This window comes from Streptomyces sp. GDS52, assembly GCF_052246875.1.
GTDB lineage: Bacteria > Actinomycetota > Actinomycetes > Streptomycetales > Streptomycetaceae > Streptomyces > Streptomyces cathayae.
On the sequence record NZ_CM125966.1, the window covers coordinates 1,665,543 to 1,683,348 of the forward strand.

Annotated in this window: 11 protein-coding genes; 3 read left to right on the forward strand and 8 right to left on the reverse strand. The window is 70.3% G+C overall.

The features are described from left to right. Positions 1–5,421: a sacsin N-terminal ATP-binding-like domain-containing protein gene (locus ACTWJ9_RS07540; RefSeq protein ID WP_443295475.1), complete on the reverse strand. Its 5,421-nt coding sequence runs from the start codon at positions 5,419–5,421 to the stop codon at positions 1–3. A 369-nt stretch (positions 5,422–5,790) separates the two neighbouring features. Here ACTWJ9_RS07540 and ACTWJ9_RS07545 point away from each other — a divergent pair, with 369 nt between their 5' ends. After that, the gene (locus ACTWJ9_RS07545; RefSeq protein ID WP_443295476.1) at positions 5,791–5,961 is read left to right on the forward strand and encodes a hypothetical protein; all 171 of its coding nucleotides are present in this window, start codon (positions 5,791–5,793) and stop codon (positions 5,959–5,961) included. A 606-nt stretch (positions 5,962–6,567) separates the two neighbouring features. Here ACTWJ9_RS07545 and ACTWJ9_RS07550 read toward each other — a convergent pair. Together ACTWJ9_RS07550 and ACTWJ9_RS07555 are read right to left on the reverse strand one after the other, a co-directional pair. Continuing rightward, positions 6,568–7,896, reverse strand: coding sequence for a class I SAM-dependent RNA methyltransferase (locus tag ACTWJ9_RS07550; RefSeq protein WP_443295478.1), 1,329 nt, complete (start codon positions 7,894–7,896; stop codon positions 6,568–6,570). Between the two features lie 67 nt (positions 7,897–7,963). Beyond that, on the reverse strand, positions 7,964–10,039 hold the full coding sequence (locus ACTWJ9_RS07555) for an APC family permease (protein ID WP_387038888.1): 2,076 nt from the start codon (positions 10,037–10,039) through the stop codon (positions 7,964–7,966). 555 nt (positions 10,040–10,594) lie between these two features. Between ACTWJ9_RS07555 and ACTWJ9_RS07560 the strand changes: the two genes are divergently transcribed. After that, the gene (locus tag ACTWJ9_RS07560; protein WP_279333370.1) at positions 10,595–11,266 is read left to right on the forward strand and encodes a potassium channel family protein; all 672 of its coding nucleotides are present in this window, start codon (positions 10,595–10,597) and stop codon (positions 11,264–11,266) included. Then, positions 11,266–11,943: a potassium channel family protein gene (locus ACTWJ9_RS07565; RefSeq protein WP_279333371.1), complete on the forward strand. Its 678-nt coding sequence runs from the start codon at positions 11,266–11,268 to the stop codon at positions 11,941–11,943. Before ACTWJ9_RS07560 ends, ACTWJ9_RS07565 begins: the two co-directional genes overlap by 1 nt. Before the next feature lie 85 nt (positions 11,944–12,028). Here ACTWJ9_RS07565 and ACTWJ9_RS07570 read toward each other — a convergent pair whose 3' ends face one another. The 5 genes from ACTWJ9_RS07570 to ACTWJ9_RS07590 form a co-directional block, all read right to left on the reverse strand. Beyond that, positions 12,029–12,808, reverse strand: a complete 780-nt coding sequence (locus tag ACTWJ9_RS07570) for a DUF3159 domain-containing protein (RefSeq protein WP_279333372.1) — start codon at positions 12,806–12,808, stop codon at positions 12,029–12,031. A gap of 3 nt (positions 12,809–12,811) precedes the next feature. Further along, entirely contained in the window at positions 12,812–13,210 is a 399-nt protein-coding gene (locus ACTWJ9_RS07575; RefSeq protein WP_109380175.1) for an OB-fold nucleic acid binding domain-containing protein, read from the reverse strand. A gap of 107 nt (positions 13,211–13,317) precedes the next feature. Continuing rightward, the gene (locus ACTWJ9_RS07580) at positions 13,318–13,995 is read right to left on the reverse strand and encodes a response regulator (RefSeq protein WP_387042354.1); all 678 of its coding nucleotides are present in this window, start codon (positions 13,993–13,995) and stop codon (positions 13,318–13,320) included. Then, positions 13,992–16,586: an ATP-binding protein gene (locus ACTWJ9_RS07585; RefSeq protein WP_443295479.1), complete on the reverse strand. Its 2,595-nt coding sequence runs from the start codon at positions 16,584–16,586 to the stop codon at positions 13,992–13,994. The genes ACTWJ9_RS07580 and ACTWJ9_RS07585 overlap by 4 nt, the downstream gene beginning before the upstream one ends. 356 nt (positions 16,587–16,942) lie before the next feature. After that, positions 16,943–17,647: an ABC transporter ATP-binding protein gene (locus tag ACTWJ9_RS07590; RefSeq protein WP_279333374.1), complete on the reverse strand. Its 705-nt coding sequence runs from the start codon at positions 17,645–17,647 to the stop codon at positions 16,943–16,945. Between the last annotated feature and the right edge of the window lie 159 nt (positions 17,648–17,806).

A 17,806-nucleotide genomic window follows, 5' to 3' on the forward strand; every position in this document is an offset into this window, starting at 1 on the left:
TCACAGGCGGTACGAAAAGCGCAGCGCGCCGCCCTCCTCCCGGTAAAGATCGCGGCCTCGCGCGCTGAAGGGATTGGGGAGCATAGCCACCCGGAGCCGGGAGGGTTCCAGGACCGACGTGACCATGAGGATCCGCCAGCGGTCGCTGCCAATGTTCCGCTGGGCCGCCCGGACCTCGCTTTCACCGAGTTCAATCTGGCCTCCCTCGCCCTGACTGGCTTTGACTTCGAACAGCAAGGGGTGACGGCCACTGCCGACACGGAAGTCGTACCCAAGCCCGTCGTCCCCAGGGAGTCCAGGGAAGAACTTCCTGCGGTTCGTCGATACCCAGCTGGTTTCGTTAGCGGCCGAGTAGTTTCGGCAGAGCCACTGATAGGCGAACCATTCCCCGGCGTAGCCGATCGCCTCTCTTTGCGCGGCCGACAGCCTTCGGGGCTCTCCTCTGCCAGCGCCACCACGACCAGAGGGCGACGCTCCCCGTCGCCCCAGCCCCACGGGAGTCAGCGAGGCGAAGACGTTGCGGTTGCCGAGGAGCCGCGGATCCGCATCGAGCGCTCGCTGGAGCTCGGCGGTGAGTTCGCCGAAGTCACCGGTGTGTACATCGAGCTCCTTCCCGCCGATGGTGACAATCCGCTGGCGGTGCTCGCGCTGTGCCCGTGCCGAGTCGGCAGCCATGCGGCCGTTTTCGAGTTCGGCGGCTGTCACACCGTGGACGGCAGGGTCCGCGCTGGCAGGCATGCCAGCCGACCAGTGCCCGAGCGCCGCAAGCCAGGCGGCGATGTCATCGGGCCCGAGCAGACGGAAGTCCAGCGCGCCGGCCTCGTCGAGGAGTTCAGTCACCGCCTCCGCCGGATCTCCCTGGTCGAGTGCGGCGGGCAGCGGACGGCGGCAGGCGCGGATCAGGGCGACCAGATCGGGCACAACCGTCCTGATGGCCGCTCGGTTCCGGGGAAGCAGGGCCGTATAGGCAGGGAGGTCCGCGCCCCCCGCTGGGAGTCGCGAGCCCAGCCGCTCGGCGAGGACCTCCTCCACCCGAACGCGTACCTGCTGCGGTGTTGCCGTCTCCAGCGTGGTGTTCCACTCCGCGGGGGGTTCAATTCCCTCCAGCGTGCGCAACTGCCGCCAGTCTGGCTGGGCCTCGCGGGCGTCGAATCGCCGGAGTCGAGCCAGTCGGAGACGGTCGAGAAGCGCTCCCCGATGCCGCTGCAGATGCTTCTCGATCGCCTCCCGGTGGGCGTCCGCGTGGCTGATAACGGTGTGCGAAGGAGCCAGCCCGGCCAGGGTGGCATTGAACTCCGCGAACCCGACGCCGAGCACTTCGCGCAGTTCGTCGATGTCGCGTGCCCGCCGGGCCTCGGTCAGGAGCACGCTGGCCTCCACCAGCAGTTCCTCCGCGTGTACCTCAAGCGCCGCCTGAAACTCCCTGGTGTCGCGGGGAGGTGGTTCGACTAGGGCGTCGCCCCGCCGACGTCCCAGGAAGTGGACCAGGAACGGATAACAGCGGTGGACGACGGCGGCGGTTGTGCCTTCGTAACGCTGCACGGTTTCGGCGAACTGGTGCGGAGACAGACCGAGTGCCTGGCCGAGCTCCTCCTCCCCCGGCTCGCGGAGATCGGCGTGCAGGTGTTCCAGCTCGCGGGCCACCAGTCTCAGCCGGACACCGAGGTCGGGGCGGCCGGCCAGGTGGGCGACGGGTTCGGCGAGCCGGGCCACCGCGTTCCAATCTTCGGGCTGGGCCCGCTGCAGGAGCAGAGGGCGGTCGTCGTCGGGCAGCGGCAGGACCCCGCCGAGCCGGTTCGGCAACGCCACCTCTTCTTCGTCCAGCCGGATCTCCAGCGTCCGGTAGGTGCGCAAGCCGATCCGCCGGACGCCCGCGACCAGCTCCGCAAGGGACGTTTCAGTCGGCCGGATCCCTGTCGGACTGTGATCGGCCAGGGCCGCCAGCACCAAAGGCAGCCAGGGCAGGACGGAGACGAAGGGTGTCCCAGTCTCCGACCGGTCCAATGGTTCCTCGTCGACGACGACTTCCAACCGGGCCTCGTCAACATGACGTACCGACCGTGCTCCCCAGCGCCCGAGCAGATCGACGATCTCCCTGGCCAGGCCCGGCACCACGAGCAGCGGGCGTTCCATCTCCTGGGTGATGCGGGTCTTGACGCTTGCCCGTTCATCTGTGACGTAAAGCGTGCTGTTCCCGTCGCGCAGGGCGGCGAAGGGCACGGCGATCAGCAGCTCTCCCGACTCCGCGAGCAGGGTGCCTTGGGTGAAGGGCGGACTGCCAGGCGCGGCGGACGTGCGGGCTCGGGTGACCAGGGACCGCCACGCGTACTCGTTCGCGCGTTGCACCGCGGGGCGGTCTTCGGGCCCGACCGCGCGTTCAGCGACGAAGTCGGCCAAGGCCGCGACAAGCCTGCCGCTGTCCCGGGGGTCGTTCCACGTCGGAAGGCCGTACGACCGCAGCTTCGCCACCACCTCCGGAGTTTCCAGCAGGGAACTCACCTGGCGAGCGATCGTCGGCGCGAAAAGGGGCTCCTCTTCCATGCTGGGCGGGCAGTGCCAGGCTTCCCGGGGGCGTACGAAGCGCACTACGCGGCCGCGGCCGCGCACCGGAAGCCAGGGTTGCTCCCGTACGAAGGCGCCCAGCGGAGTGGGTACTTCCTGGGGGTCCTTGTTGCCGGGCCGGTCCCTGAGCCAGGTGCTGGTGAAGCAACTGGCCTGCCAGCGCGGCAAACCGTGCAGCACGAGTCGGGCGAAGGCGAGGCGGGCGGGCTCGCTCAGTTGGCAGACGATCTCCTGGCCCGGGAGCCGCCAGGCAGGGCTCCCCTTGTACGGCGTGTAGGGGTGCTGGGCGGTTTCGCTGTCGCGGTGGATGTGCGGCTGCCATTGCTCCGCGACGGCGACGGGCACCTTCGCCATGCGCACCAGGGCGGCCGGTGTCAGTTGCGAACCCTCCGCCATGGTGTCGGCGGTAGGCGTGAAGACCGGACGAAAACCGTCGGCGACTCCGAGCTCGGCGAGAAACGCCCGCCAGTCGGCCTCTGTATCCCTACGGCGGAGGAACGCGTCCGGCGTCGCGATGAACTGCCGGACGAGCGAGCGCAGAGCCGCGCTTTCCTCGCGCCCTTCATCCGCCACACGCGCCAGATCCTCCCCCATGGAGCCGGACCAGCCCGGCCCGAACTTGCCGCTGGCCGCCGGGATGAGCGGTCCGTCCGCCGACGGCACGTACAGACCGAGGTCGCGCAGGCGCAGCGCACCGGAGGACTGACGAGAACAGTGCAGATGGAAGACGAAGCGCAGGGCCTGATCGCGCAGCCTTCGGTCCTTGCTCTGCGAGAGCGCGTGCCGTATGTGCTCCAGCAGGCCCGCCGCGTCGAACCGGCGTACGAGACGGTGCTGTTCCAGGAAGAGGCGGGCCTGTTGTCGACGGACCTGCCCTTCGCTTTCGATCCAGGTCAGTTCCGGATGCAGATAGAACAGCCGCTTGCTCAGGGCTGGGGGTACCGCCAGGTTGCCGTCGGGAGCGGCGGCCGTGGCGCCGGAGGGCCCGGAGAGCCCCCTGGCTGGCGGGAAGAACGCCTGGCGCCGGGATTTGCGGCGTTCCTTGGCAGGGGCGGAGTCGACCGCTGCCGTGCCGTTCGTACGCTCCAACGTCCCGTCGGCCGTCAGCAGCAGTCTGCGGCCTTGCAGCACCCGGCCACGGCCTTCGAAGAGGTGGGGCAGATCCGCGTACACACCGTCCCACACGTCGACGGGGTCGTCGGGCCCGGGAAGCGGCAGCGTGGCCGCGATCCGCTCGACGTGGCCAGCGAGTGCGTCCGCTGACGGTTCCAGCGGGCATCGCAGGGCTTCGCAGAGTTTGGCCAAGCGTGCGCGCGGCCCGCGCGGCAGAACTGTGTCGACCACCGCCACACCAGCTTCGCATGCCGCCCGGGCGGTTAGCGCCGATAGATCCACCTCAGGCCACAGAACGACGGCTCGAGGCGCTGCCCACGCCGGCGAGGATCCGGCAGGGCCGAGCATCGGCACGATCGGTGTGTCGGCGAGCTCTCGCCCCTGAATACGCCGGGAGGCAGCGGCCAGCCGCCCGGCCCACTTCGGCTGCCAGCTCACCAGATCCACGGCCAACCGGGCCGCGTCAGGTGCTGCGCTGTCTCGGAGCGCCGTGGCGGCGGTGAGACAGGTCTCCGCCGCGGCATCGAGAAGCATGGTGTTGAGCGGGTGTTCCCCGTCGTAACCCGTGCGGTCGGTCTTGGTGTAGAGCGGCGCGTTGAGATGGCCGGCCAGCGGAGCGGTCACGTCGTCGCCGAGCGGCAGAAACGTGTACACACGCCCAGATGAGGCTGGCACGACCGGCAGGGCGATCTCGATGACGGCAGGCTTGGACCACTGGGTCCAGGAGTCATCCAGCCCCTCGTCGTCGACGGCCTCCGCGACCGTGGCCTCCAGTCTGGCAGCGGGCACCGTGCCGCGTACGAGCACGAATCGGCCAGCCGGTCCGAGATCGACCTGCGTCAGCGACACGGCCGGTGCAGCGCCTGCGGCCGGAACGTCCAGCACCGCGGGCAGCCGCTCCTCGCAGCGCGTCAGTTCGGTCCGCTCGTGCATGTCACCCGCACGCCGTTCCAGCACCAGACGCTCAAGGCGCTCCAGGAACAGCATGGGCGGAGCGCCTGAGCCGGCCAGCTCATCGATCCGCCGACGTACCTCGCGGCATGCCATCTCGCTGCGCAAGGGCAGTCGGATCACGGTGACATGGCCGGCTAGGGCCAGCTTCGCGCAGGTCTCGGGGACTACGGACACTGGGAACGGGAGCTGAAATGGCGGAAACTCCTCGGTCGCCCGGCGCACCAGCTCGGCGTCGGCCAGCAACAGGCTCAGGTCGTCGGGCGTGGCGAATCGGAAGCAGTATCCGTCTAGCGCGGCCGGGGTGCCGCCGTCGGGCCTGCCGCTGTAGATCTCGGGTGCGGCACTGATCTGCAACACGCTGCGGAACCCGACGCCCTTGTTGCCGATTCCCTCGCCGACCACCTTGTCGCTGCAGGAGAGCTTCGACACCGAATCCACACGGTCCCAGGTGAAGGGGTTGCCAGCGTTGGCGACATAGAGGGTGCCGTGCTCGCCTTCGTCCTCGTCGAGCAGGACGTGCACACGCCCGTCGTTCCGGTCATCAGGGTGCGCGTCATGGGCGTTCTGCAGCAGTTCCAGGAGGAAGCGCCCTCTGTAGTCGCGAGCGGTGCTCCGGGAGAGGCCGCGCAGCTGCTTGCCCGGCTGCCACCTACGCGTGTGCTGCCACTCGTCCAGCACCTCCCGGGTGTACGTCATCAGTTGTGCGGTGAACTCGCTGCTGTAGCCAACTGAGCCATCGGTACCCCGCAGCGCCCACGTCTCCCCAAGCTGACCCAAGTCGACAGCAGCCACGTATGCCCCCTCTGCCCCGTCTATGCAGGGACTCTAGCGGGACCCCAGGGACGTACTCAGGTCCTGTTCTGTTTGGGTCGCGTATTGATCACAGCTTTCTCGCACAGGGCCCAGGAAGCCATCAAACTTCCGTTTCAGGGACAAGGAGGCGCGCACTCACTGCGGCATAAGGTTGGGCATGTCGAGGGTCTCCCATTGCAGGTCGGAAGCCTTGCTTGTCAGGCGGCACAATACGTCCCGGATCATGAGCAGGTTGGCGGACACCTGTGCATGGTCGGCGGGGCTGCGCCGAACGGTTTGAGTGCCGTGATGAGAAACATCCGCCCTGGCTTGAGCGAAGCACCGCACCGGGCCACTTAGACAGAACTCGTGGACCCAGTCGTGCAGTTGGTCGACGCCCGGCCAGGCGCACCGCAGGAGCGGCAGTGGTGCCGAGACCACCATGGCGCGCAGCCGGTCCCGCAGGTCCCCGTCAGGAAGCACGCCTTCAACGGGCCGACGCCGAACTGGTGCGCCGGGTTGTGCGCCGCCGACGACTGATGTTGACCGACCACGGGCTGCAGCCATGAAACAAAAGATCGGGCACCCTCAACGTGGCTCCGTTCCAGAAAACGAAACAGCAGCTACAGACGAGCACGACCGCACCCGTCCTGAGCGTCATGGCGCCGACGGTCACACCGCCAGCCCTGTCCAGAACCAGCCACGCTCACGAGATCAAGCCCAACGGGATCGGTGGGGGTGCGGCCAGTGTCTACAAGGCTCTCGCACAACCTTCCGGACCTGTCCGCCATCAGCCGGCTGGTCGGCTCTCGGAACTGGCCTCGTGCAGGGGCTCCTCGGAAGCCGATCCTCGACCACGAGCAGGCTACTGACCCGGCAGTCCGGTGACCTGCTTTGATGGGTGGTGACGCGCTCCTGACCTGGTCAATGATCTTTCAGCTGTTTCACGCCCATGCCACACTCAGCGTCGCCTGTCCTTGTCGCCGCATCGATCCTTGCCACCTTGACAGTGTCTAACCTGCCCGACAATGCGCCTGACACTCCGTCAGAACGAGCGTCAAATGAGCGTCACGAGCGTCATTTCAGCGTCAAGATATCGCCCGTAACGCCCACACCGCACATAATGCGCACGCACAAAACCGCAGGTCAGGACCCCTTAGCCACCGGCTCAAGGATGGCAACGCACTCGACATGATGCGTCATCGGGAACAGGTCGAACACGCGCAGCATCCGTACCCGGTACCCGCCGTCCCGGAAGTACGCCAGGTCGCGGGCGAGGGCGGCCGGGTCGCAGGCGACGTAGGCGATGCGGCGGGCGCCCAGGGAGGTCAGGTGGGCCACGGTCGTGCGGCCGGCGCCCGCGCGGGGCGGGTCGAGGACGACGAGGTCGACCTCGGTGATTCCGGTGCGGGGCAGGACCGAGTCGACCTTGCCCTGCTCGATGCGGACGCGGGGGAAGTCGGCGAGGTTGTGCCGGGCGTCCTCCACCGCGCGCTTGCCGGACTCGATGCCGAGGACCGCGCCCTGCTCGCCGACCCGGTCGGCCAGCGCGCCCGCGAACAGGCCGGCGCCGCAGTACAGGTCGAGGGCCGTGTCGCCCTTGCGGGGCAGCAGACCCTGCATGACCGCGGTGATCAGGGTGTCCGCCGACTTCGGGTGGACCTGCCAGAAGCCTCCGCCTGCGACCCGGTGGGTGCGGCCGTCGGCGCGTTCACGGACGAAGGGGCGGCCGTGGACACGGTGGACCTGACCGTTGCGTTCGTCGATGCGCAGGACGGAGACGGGGCGGTCCAGTTCGACCAGGGGCAGGCGCGCACCCGGTTTCGGGGTCAGGACTACCTGGCGGTCCTGCGAGCCCGTCGCGGCGATCGCCTCGACGGAGTCCATGCCCGTCCAGTCCCGCTTCTCGATGCCCAGCTCGCTGACGCCCTCCGCAGCGATCATGCAGTGGTCGATGGGCTCGACCTCGTGCGAGCGGTGCCGGCGCAGTCCCGCGCGGCCGTCGGCGGTCACCGCGTACTGCACGCGCGTGCGCCACGCCGGGACCTGGCCGGCGGGGAGTTTGTCGCCCTCGGCGGGAACCACCGTGCCGTCCCAGCCGACCTCCTCGGGCGTGAGCCCGGCGAGCCGCCGCAGCTGCTCGGCGACGACCTCGCCCTTCAGCCGCCGCTGTGCTCCCGGCTTGGCGTGCTGCCAGTCGCAGCCGCCGCAACGGCCGGGCCCGGCGTACGGGCAGGGGGCGTCGATCCGGTCCTTGGAGGCGTCGAGCACCGTCACCGCGTCCGCGCGCAGGAAGCGGGCCCCCTCCTCGCCCTCGGTCACCCGCGCGACGACCCGCTCACCGGGCAGCGTGTGCCGGACGAACAACACCTGTCCCTCGGCCGTACGGGCGATGCAGTGGCCTCCGTGGGCGACGGGGCCGACCTCGACCTCGTACTCCTCCCCCACCAGTGATTTCCTCGGTTCTGCCTGCATGGCGGGGTGACTCCACAACATCGGGGGCGAAGATGCGGGCAGTGGCCCGCGACGACAGCCGTCCAGTCTACGTGTCCTTGGAGGAGCCCTTGGACCGCTGCTCCGAACCCCGCTCGGCCGAACCCCGCTCGACCGGACCGCGCCGCACCGCACCCGGCGCCGACCAGTCCGCCCGCTTGCGGGCGCGCCGCCTGGCCACCTCGGAGGACTGCAGCTGGTACGGCACCGAGGTCACCATCACGCCCGGTGTGAACAGCAGCCGGGCCTTCAGCCGCAGCGCGCTCTGGTTGTGCAGCAGCTGCTCGTACCAGCGGCCGACCACGTACTCGGGGATGAACACGGACACCACGTCCCGCGGCGACTCCCTGCGCAGGCTCTTGACGTACTCGATGACCGGCCGGGTGACCTCGCGGTAGGGGGAGTCCAGCACCTTCAGGGGCACCTCGATGCCGCGTCGCTCCCACTCCTCGTGCAGCGCCCGGGTCTCCGCCGCGTCGACGTTGACGCTGAGCGCCTCGAGGCTGTCGGAGCGCATCAGCTTGGCGTAGGCGAGGGCGCGCAGGGTGGGGCGGTGGATCCTGGAGACCAGGACGACCGAGTGGACCCGGGACGGGCGCACCATGTCGTCGCTCGGCTCCTCCGGTGCGGCGACCTCCTCGGCGACGCGGTCGTAGTGCCGGCGGATCATCGTCATCGTCACGTAGAAGACGCACATGCCGAGCAGCGCGACCCAGGCGCCGTGGGTGAACTTGGAGACGAGCACGACGACCAGGACCAGGCCGGTGAAGAAGGCGCCGAAGGCGTTGATGGCCCGGGAGCGGATCATGTGACGGCGTTTGGCCTGCTCCTTCTCGACGGCCAGCAGGCGGTTCCAGTGCCGGACCATGCCGATCTGGCTGAGGGTGAAGGACACGAACACCCCGACGATGTAGAGCTGGATCAGGCGTGTCGTGCTGGCGCCGTACACCCACACCAGCACGATGGCGGCGCCGGCCAGCAGCACGATGCCGTTGGAGAAGGCGAGCCGGTCGCCGCGGGTGTGCAGCTGACGCGGGAGGTAGCGGTCCTGGGCGAGGATCGAGCCGAGCAGCGGGAAGCCGTTGTAGGCGGTGTTCGCGGCGAGGAACAGCACCAGCGCGGTGGCGCCGGCCAGGAGGAGGAACAGCAGGCTGCCCTGGCCGAACACGGCTTCGGCCACCTGTGAGATCACCGGGTGCTGTACGTAGTCCGGACCCAGCGGTACGCCGTGGTGGAAGAGGTCCGTGGCCGGGTTCTCGGCCATGCGCACCCGGGTCGCGCCGGCCAGGGCGATGATGCCGCAGAACATGGTGACGGCGAGCAGGCCCATCAGCGCGAGCGTGGTCGCCGCGTTCTTGGACTTGGGCCTGCGGAAGGCCGGGACGCCGTTGGAGATCGCCTCGACGCCGGTGAGCGCGGCGCAGCCGGAGGAGAAGGCGCGCAGCAGCAGGAAGAACAGGGCGAAGCCCGCCAGGCCGGGGTGTTCGGGTTTGATCTCGAAGTCCGCCGTCGCCGCCCGCATCTCGTCGCCGAGCACCACGCCGCGGAACGCGCCCCACGCGATCATGGTGAAGACGCCCGCGACGAAGACGTACGTCGGGATGGCGAAGAGGGTGCCCGACTCCCGGACGCCGCGCAGGTTCATCAGCGTCAGCAGCACGATCACGGCGATGGCGCAGGCCACCTTGTTCTCGACGACGAACGGGATCGCCGACCCCAGGTTCTCGACGCCGGCGGAGATCGACACGGCGACGGTGAGGACGTAGTCGACCAGCAGGGCGCTCGCGACGGTCCGGCCGGCCCTGGGGCCCAGGTTGGTGGTCACCACCTCGTAGCCGCCGCCACCGCTGGGGTAGGCGTGCACGTTCTGCCGGTAGGAGGCGACCACGGTGACCATCAGGGCGACGATCGCGAGCGCGATCCAGGGGCTGAAGTGGTACGCCGACAGACCGGCGACGGAGAGGACGAGCAGGACCTCACCGGGTGCGTACGCCACGGACGACAGCGGGTCGGAGGCGAAGACGGGGAGTGCGACGCGCTTGGGCAGAAGCGTTTCGCCCAAGCGGTCGCTGCGCAACGCGCGCCCGATGAGAATGCGTTTGGGCACGTCGGTCAGTTTGGACACAACTGAGGATCGTATGCCTTCGAACACAGGGACTCCCGTCCGCCGCTCACATCCATACGGCTTCCGTACGGGGCTCGTGTCGCGGGGCGCGGCGGGGGCGGGCGCCTCTGCTCTCCGGGTGAAAACACGGGGTGGTGGCGCTGCGGGTTCCGCGGGAGGCGTCGGTTCCATGCCTATATGACTGGGCTATGACCGGGCCCCGTCCGCCGCCCCTCCGTGGAGGTTCCATGCACGCGTCCGCCGAACTGATCGGTGCCGTGGCCGCGCTTCTCTGTCTCGGGATCCTGGCCCTGGCCAGCATGCGCAGCATCACCCGCCGCTGATCGTCCCGCCGTGCCGATACGTTGGACCCGGGCGCCCGGACGCGGCAGCCGCACACGGCCCCCACACGCTGCGACCGGAGCCCCGGAGGACATCGGAGGCGCTCCGCCCCGGCATGATGTTGCCCGGCGGTCCGCACTCAGGCCGCCACGGGGTGCCCGGCGAGCCGAAAGAGAGACATGAGCACGATGGCCATGAAGATCGACGGGCCTGCAGGAAGCGCGGTGTGAGGCCATGCATATTGTCATCATGGGTTGCGGAAGAGTGGGTTCCGCCCTGGCTCGGACCCTGGAGGAGCAGGGGCACACGATCGCCGTGATCGACCGGGACCCGACCGCCTTCCGCCGTCTGGGCTCCGCGTTCAACGGCCGCCGGGTCACCGGGGTCGGCTTCGACCAGGACACCCTGCGCGAGGCGGGCATCGAGGAGGCCGGCGCCTTCGCAGCCGTCTCCAGCGGGGACAACTCCAACATCATCGCCGCGCGGGTGGCCCGTGAGATGTTCGGCGTCGAGAACGTCGCCGCCCGCATCTACGACCCCCGCCGCGCGGAGGTCTACCAGCGCCTGGGCATCCCCACGGTCGCGACGGTCCGCTGGACCGCCGACCAGATGCTGCGCCGGCTGCTCCCCTCGGGCGCGGAGCCGCTGTGGCGCGACCCCACCGGCGGGGTCCAGCTCGCCGAGGTGCACACCTCCCCGGCCTGGGTGGGGCACAGGATCAGCAAGCTGCAGGACCGGACCGGCGTCCGCGTGGCCTTCCTCACCCGGCTCGGCGAGGCGATCCTGCCCAGCTCCCAGACGGTGTTGCAGGAGGGGGACCTGGTGCACGTGATGATGCGCACCGACGAGATCGACCGGGTCGAGGCGGCGTTCGCCAAGGGCCCCGAAGAGGAGGGCGGTCACTGATGAGGGTCGCCATTGCCGGAGCCGGCGCCGTCGGCCGCTCGATCGCGGGCGAGCTGCTGGAGAACGGCCACGAGGTCCTGCTCATCGACAAGGCGCCGACCGCCATCTCGGTCGAGCGCGTTCCGCAGGCCGAGTGGCTGCTCGCCGACGCCTGCGAGATCACCTCCCTGGACGAGGCGGCGATCCAGCGCTGCAACGTCGTCATCGCCGCGACCGGCGACGACAAGGTCAACCTGGTCGTGTCCCTGCTGGCGAAGACGGAGTACGGCGTCCCGCGCGTCGTCTCCCGGGTGAACAACCCCAAGAACGAGTGGCTGTTCAACGAGTCCTGGGGCGTGGACGTCGCCGTCTCCACCCCGCGCCTGATGTCGGCCCTGGTGGAGGAGGCGGTCAGCGTCGGCGACCTGGTCCGGCTGCTGCGCTTCAGCCACGGTGACGCCAACCTGGTCGAGCTGACCCTGCCCGAGGAGTCGGCGCTGGCGGGCACCCAGGTCGGCGCCGTCCAGTGGCCCCAGGACACCTCGCTGGTCACGATCATCCGTGGGACGCGCGTTCTCACGCCGACCCGGGAGGACTCCCTGGAGGCGGGCGACGAACTGCTCTTCGTGGCCGCCCAGTCCCGCGAGGAGCAACTGGAGGACCTGCTGTCGGTACGCCGGAACGACGCGGCACGCTAGCGCCGGTCCGGCGGGGCTGTACGTGAGTGGGGGCGCCCGGTGTTCTCCGGGCGCCCCCACTCACGTACGCGACTGCGGAAGGAACTCAGGGGCGGCGGTGCCGGCCGGTCGTCGTCGCCCCGCCGTTCTCCGCCGGCTTCGCCGTCTCCGCCTCGCGGGCGGCCTTGCGCTCCTCCTCGGCCCGCTCCTCCGCCTCCATCTCCGCGAACACGTCGATCGGCGGCGGCGCCTTCGCCAGGAACACCCACGTCAGGTACACGGCGAGCAGGAACGGCGGGATCTTCAGGGCGACCAGGACCCAGCCCAGCTGCGTCGTGTCCGCCCACCAGTACAGCGGGAACAGGATCGCGCACTTGCCGAGCAGGATCAGACCCCAGGCCCAACTGGCCTTGGTGTACGCCTTCTTGCGGCCCGGGTTACGGGTGCGCCAGGAGAGGTTCTCCCGGAAGACGGGGCCCAGCATCAGGCCGATCAGCGGGACCCCGGCCATCGCGGTGATGATGTACGCGAGGGCCAGGCCCAGGGTGTAGAGCATGCCCGGCAGGTAGAAGTCCTTGGCGTTGCCGGTCATCATCGCGAAGACCACACCGAAGCCGACGCCGAAGACGCCGCTGAAGGCGTGCTTGACGGTGTCCTTCCTCGCCAGCCGGACCACGACCATCACCAGCGACACGGCGAGCGCCGCGATCGCCGACATGTGCAGGTCCTTGTTGATCGTGTAGATGCTGACGAAGAGAAGTCCGGGCAGCACCGTCTCGACCATGCCCCGCACTCCGCCGAACGCCTCGAACAGGGCGGCCTCGGTCACCGCCTTGGCGTCGTCGGCAGATGTGTCTTCGGTTGTCGGCTTGTCGAGCGACGTCACCGGCTACTCCCGTCCGAGGGGTCTCAGTTCGTATTTCGGATTGAACAGCACCCGGCGACCCCTGCTCATGGCGATGCGGCCCGATGCGATCAGTTTGCGCCCCGGTTCGATCCCGACGATGGAGCGCCGGCCGAGCCACACCACGTCCAGCGCGGCGGAGCCGTCGAACAGTTCGGCCTCCAGTGCCGGGACCCCCGCGCGCGGCCGGAGCGTGACCGTGCGCAAGGTACCAGTAACCGTGACGATCTGCCGGTCCTGGCAGTCGTCTATCCGCGTGCAGCCCGTGGTCTCCGTGTCCTCGCGCAGCTCCTCGGACTCCAGGTCCTCCTGCGACGAGGAGAGCCGATCGAGCATACGCCGGAACCGGCCCGCCGGTTTGTCCGAGCGAGGAACAGCACTCATGTCTGAAAGCGTACCGGGGTGCTCCGACGGTTACGTACCCCCTGGTGAACCGGCTCGAACCGCCGGGGCGCGCGTTCACCTGGACGTGCGGTCACCGGGGTGTGCGCTCACCGCTCGAAGCGGTAGCCCATGCCCGGCTCGGTGATGAAGTGCTTCGGGTGGGACGGGTCGGCCTCCAGCTTGCGGCGCAGCTGCGCCATGTACACGCGCAGGTAGTTGGTCTCCGTCCCGTACGAGGGCCCCCAGACCTCCTTCAGCAGCTGCTTCTGCGCGACCAGCCGGCCGCCGTTGCGCACCAGCACCTCCAGCAGGTGCCATTCGGTGGGGGTCAGCCGTACGTCCTTGCCGTCCCGGTGCACCTTCTTCGCGGCCAGGTCGACGGTGAACCCGTCGGTCTCCACCCTCAGGTCGTCCTCGGCGGAGGGCTCGGCCCGGCGCACGGCGGCGCGGAGCCTGGCCAGCAGCTCGTCCATGCCGAAGGGCTTGGTGACGTAGTCGTCGGCTCCCGCGTCGAGCGCCTGCACCTTCTCGTCGGAGGCCTGCCGGGCGGAGAGCACCAGGATCGGCACCCGGGTCCAGCCGCGCAGCCCCCTGATCACCTCGACGCCGTCCATGTCGGGCAGGCCCAGGTCGAGGACGACCACGTCGGGGTGGCGGGCGGCGGCCAGGCGGAGGGCCTCGGCACCGTCCTGGGCGGCGTCGACCTCGTACGAGCGGGCCTTGAGGTTGATCACGAGGGCGCGCACGATCGCCGGCTCGTCGTCGACCACCAGCACACGGGTCATGAGGACTGCCTTTCAGGTCTTTCAGGTTCTGCGGTACGGGCCGGCTCCGCGGGGCGGCCGGGTTCCGTCGCGGCGGGGCGGCCGGGTTCCGGCGAGGCGCCCGCCGCGCGGAGGGTCAGGGTCATGGTGAGGCCGCCCCCGGGGGTGTCGTCCGCGTTCAGCGAGCCGCCCATGGCCTCCACGAAGCCGCGTGCCACCGCCAGGCCGAGGCCGACACCGGCACCGCGCGGGGCGTCACCATAACGCTGGAAGGGCTCGAAGATGCGGTCCTTCGCGTCATCGGGGACGCCGGGGCCGCGGTCGACCACCCGCACCTCGACCCGGTCCGCGAGCGCGCTCGCGGCGACCAGGACGATGGTGCCGGACGGAGCGTACTTGACGGCGTTCTCGACCAGGTTGGCCACCGCCCGCTCCAGCAGCCCGGGGTCGACGGCGACCATGGGCAGCGTCTCCGGGATGTCCAGGGCGACGCTGCCCTCGGGGACCCCGCCGAGGGCCATGGGCACCACCTCGTCGAGGTCGAGTTCGCGGATCAGCGGGGTGACCGTGCCGGTGTTCAGCCGGGACATGTCGAGCAGGTTGCCCACCAGGTGGTCCAGCCGGTCGGCGCCGCCCTCGATGCCCTCCAGCAGCTCGGCCCGGTCCTCGGGCGACCAGTCGACGTCCTCGGAGCGCAGCGAGGAGACCGCCGCCTTGATCCCGGCGAGCGGGGTGCGCAGGTCGTGGCTGACGGCGGCCAGCAGGGCGGTGCGGATGCGGTTGCCCTCGGCCAGGGTGCGCGCCCGGTCGGCCTCGGCGCGCAGTCGCCGGCGGTCCAGGGCGGCGGCTGCCTGGGCCGCGAAGGCGCCCAGCACCCTGCGGTCCTCGGCGGGCAGGACCCGGCCGGTCAGGACGAGCGCCATGTGGTCCCCGACCGGAACGTCCACGTCCGCGTCGTCGGGCCGTTCGAGGACCGGTCCCGTGCCGGCCCGCCCGGCGCAGGTCCAGGGCTCGACGTCGCCGGCGCGTTCCAGCAGCGCCGCCGACTCCATGCCGAAGGTCTCGCGGACCCGTTCCAGCAGCGCCTCCAGACCGGTCTCGCCGCGCAGCACGTTGCCGGCCAGGAAGGAGAGGATCTCCGACTCGGCGCGCAGCCGGGCCGCCTGATGGGTGCGGCGGGCGGCGAGGTCGACCACGGACGCCACCGCCGCACCGACGGCGACGAAGATCACGATGGCGACGATGTTCTTCGGGTCGGAGACCGTCCAGCGGTGCAGGGGCGGGGTGTAGAAGTAGTTCAGCAGCAGCGAGCCGAAGGCCGCCGAGGCCAGGGCCGGCCGCAGGCCGCCGAGCAGGGCCGCCGCCACGGTCAGCGCCAGGAACAGCAGCATGTCGTTGGCCAGGCCCGGGTCGAAGGCGTTGAGCAGCAGGGCCAGCACCGCGGGACCCGCCACCCCGACCGCCCAGCCCCACGCCACCCGGGACCGTCCGAGCCGGGCGCCCCGGGCCACCGGCAGTCCGCGCCCCTTGGCGATCGCCTCGTGGGTGACGATGTGCACGTCCAGGTCGGGACCGGAGTCCCGTGCGACGGTCGCGCCGACGCCGGGACCGAAGACGTACTGCCACGCCTTGCGGCGTGAGGAGCCCAGCACGATCTGGGTGGCGTTCGCCGCGCGCGCGAAGGCGAGCAGGGCGGCCGGGATGTCGTCCCCGACGACGTGGTGGAAGGTGCCGCCCAGGTTCTCCACCAGGGTCCGCTGTTCGGCCAGCTCCCCCGGCGAGGCGGCGGTGAGCCCGTCGCCGCGGGCGATGTAGACCGCGAGCACCTCGCCCCCGGCGCCCTTCTCCGCGAGCCGCGCGGCACGGCGGATCAGGGTGCGGCCCTCGGGGCCGCCGGTCAGGCCGACCATGATCCGTTCGCGTGAGCCCCAGATGGCCGAGACGTCGTGCTCGCTGCGGTACCGCTGCAGGTACTCGTCGACCCGGTCGGCCACCCACAGCAGCGCGAGCTCCCTCAGCGCGGTGAGGTTGCCGGGGCGGAAGTAGTTCGACAGGGCCGCGTCGACCTTGTCCGGCTGGTACACGTTGCCGTGCGCCATCCGGCGGCGCAGCGCCTCGGGCGTCATGTCGACCAGCTCTATCTGTTCGGCCCGCCGGACCACCTCGTCCGGTACGGTCTCCCGCGGCCGTACGCCGGTGATCGACTCCACGACGTCACCGAGGGACTCCAGGTGCTGGATGTTGAGGGTCGACAGCACGTCGATCCCGGCGGCCAGCAGCTCCTCCACGTCCTGCCAGCGCTTGGCGTTGCGCACGCCGGGCACGTTGGTGTGGGCGAGTTCGTCGACGAGGACCACCTGGGGGCGGCGGGCGAGGACGGCGTCGAGGTCCATCTCGGGAAGGAGGGCGCCGCGGTGCTCCAGTTCCTTGCGCGGTACCTGTTCGAGGCCGTCCAGCAGCGCCCTGGTGCGCGGCCGGTCGTAGTGCTCGACGAACCCCACCACGCAGTCGGTGCCCCGCTCGACACGGCGCTGCGCCTCGGAGAGCATCGCGTACGTCTTGCCGACGCCCGGTGCCGCGCCGAGGTGGATCCGAAGTCTGCCGCGTCCCATCGGACCCCTTTCGAGGGAACCACCGGCTTCAGCCGGCGGGGGGATCGAATCTCTGATGTACGTCTCTGGTGTCCCGCGAGGGATCGGTTCGGGCTGGACCGCAACCTTCGGGTGGGAAGCCCCCTTCCTTCGGGAGGGGAGCGGAGTCACGGCCTCATTGTCTTCCGGTCTGAGGGCAGTGCTGTCCGGGTGGCCCTTACTGCCCGTGCAGAGTCGACCCTACGGTCGTCCGGTGCGGCGAAAGATGCTGCTCGGGGTGGTGAGCGCGTCCTTGACGGAACCCTGACGAAGGCCGTCGAACCCCGACGGGCACCGACGAGCCCCGAAGGACTCGGCTGGACGCCGCCGGTCGGCCGTCAGGGTTCGACGATCTCGCCGTCGCCGAGTTCCAGGACGCGGTCGGCGAGGCCGAGCAGGGTCGCGTCGTGCGTGGCGACGACCGCGGTGACCTGCTCGCTGCGCACCACCGCGCGCAGCAGTTCCATCACGGAGTGCCCGGTCTCCGCGTCGAGCTGGCCGGTCGGCTCGTCGGCGATGAGCAGGGCCGGGTCGTTGGCGAGGGCGCGGGCGATGGCGACCCGCTGCTGCTGGCCGCCGGACAGCTCGCCCGGCCGCTGTGCCGCGTGGTCGGCGAGGCCCACCAGGGACAGCAGCAGGTCCACGCGTTCCTCGCGCTCGCGCGGGTCGGCGCGGCGCAGCCGGAGCGGGACCCCCACGTTCTCGGCGGCGGTGAGGATGGGGATGAGCCCGAAGGACTGGAAGACGAAGCCGATCCGGTCCCGGCGCAGCGCGAGCAGCCCGTTCTCGTCCAGGCCGGCGAGGTCGAGCCCGTCGACGGTGACCCGTCCCTCGTCCGGGGTGTCGAGGCCGCCGACGATGTTGAGCAGGGTGGTCTTGCCGGATCCCGAGCGCCCCTTGAGAGCGATCAGCTCACCGCGCGGTACGTCGAAGGAGACACCGCGCAGGGCGTGGACCGCGGTGGCTCCGGTGCCGTAGGACTTGTGCACGTTCTCGACGCGCACCATGGTCTCGGTGCCCACCTGACCGACCGCCTGGCTCATTCGCCCGCCCTCCCCCGGGTACCGGTCGCGCACGTCGCCGCCGGACCGGGCCGCCAGTATCGCTGCCGGACGCCCTGTCGATCAACGGGCCGGAGCGGTCGAGCGGGGCAGGGGCCGCACCCGGCCGGGTGCGGCCCCTGCCCCGCTCGACCGACTCGA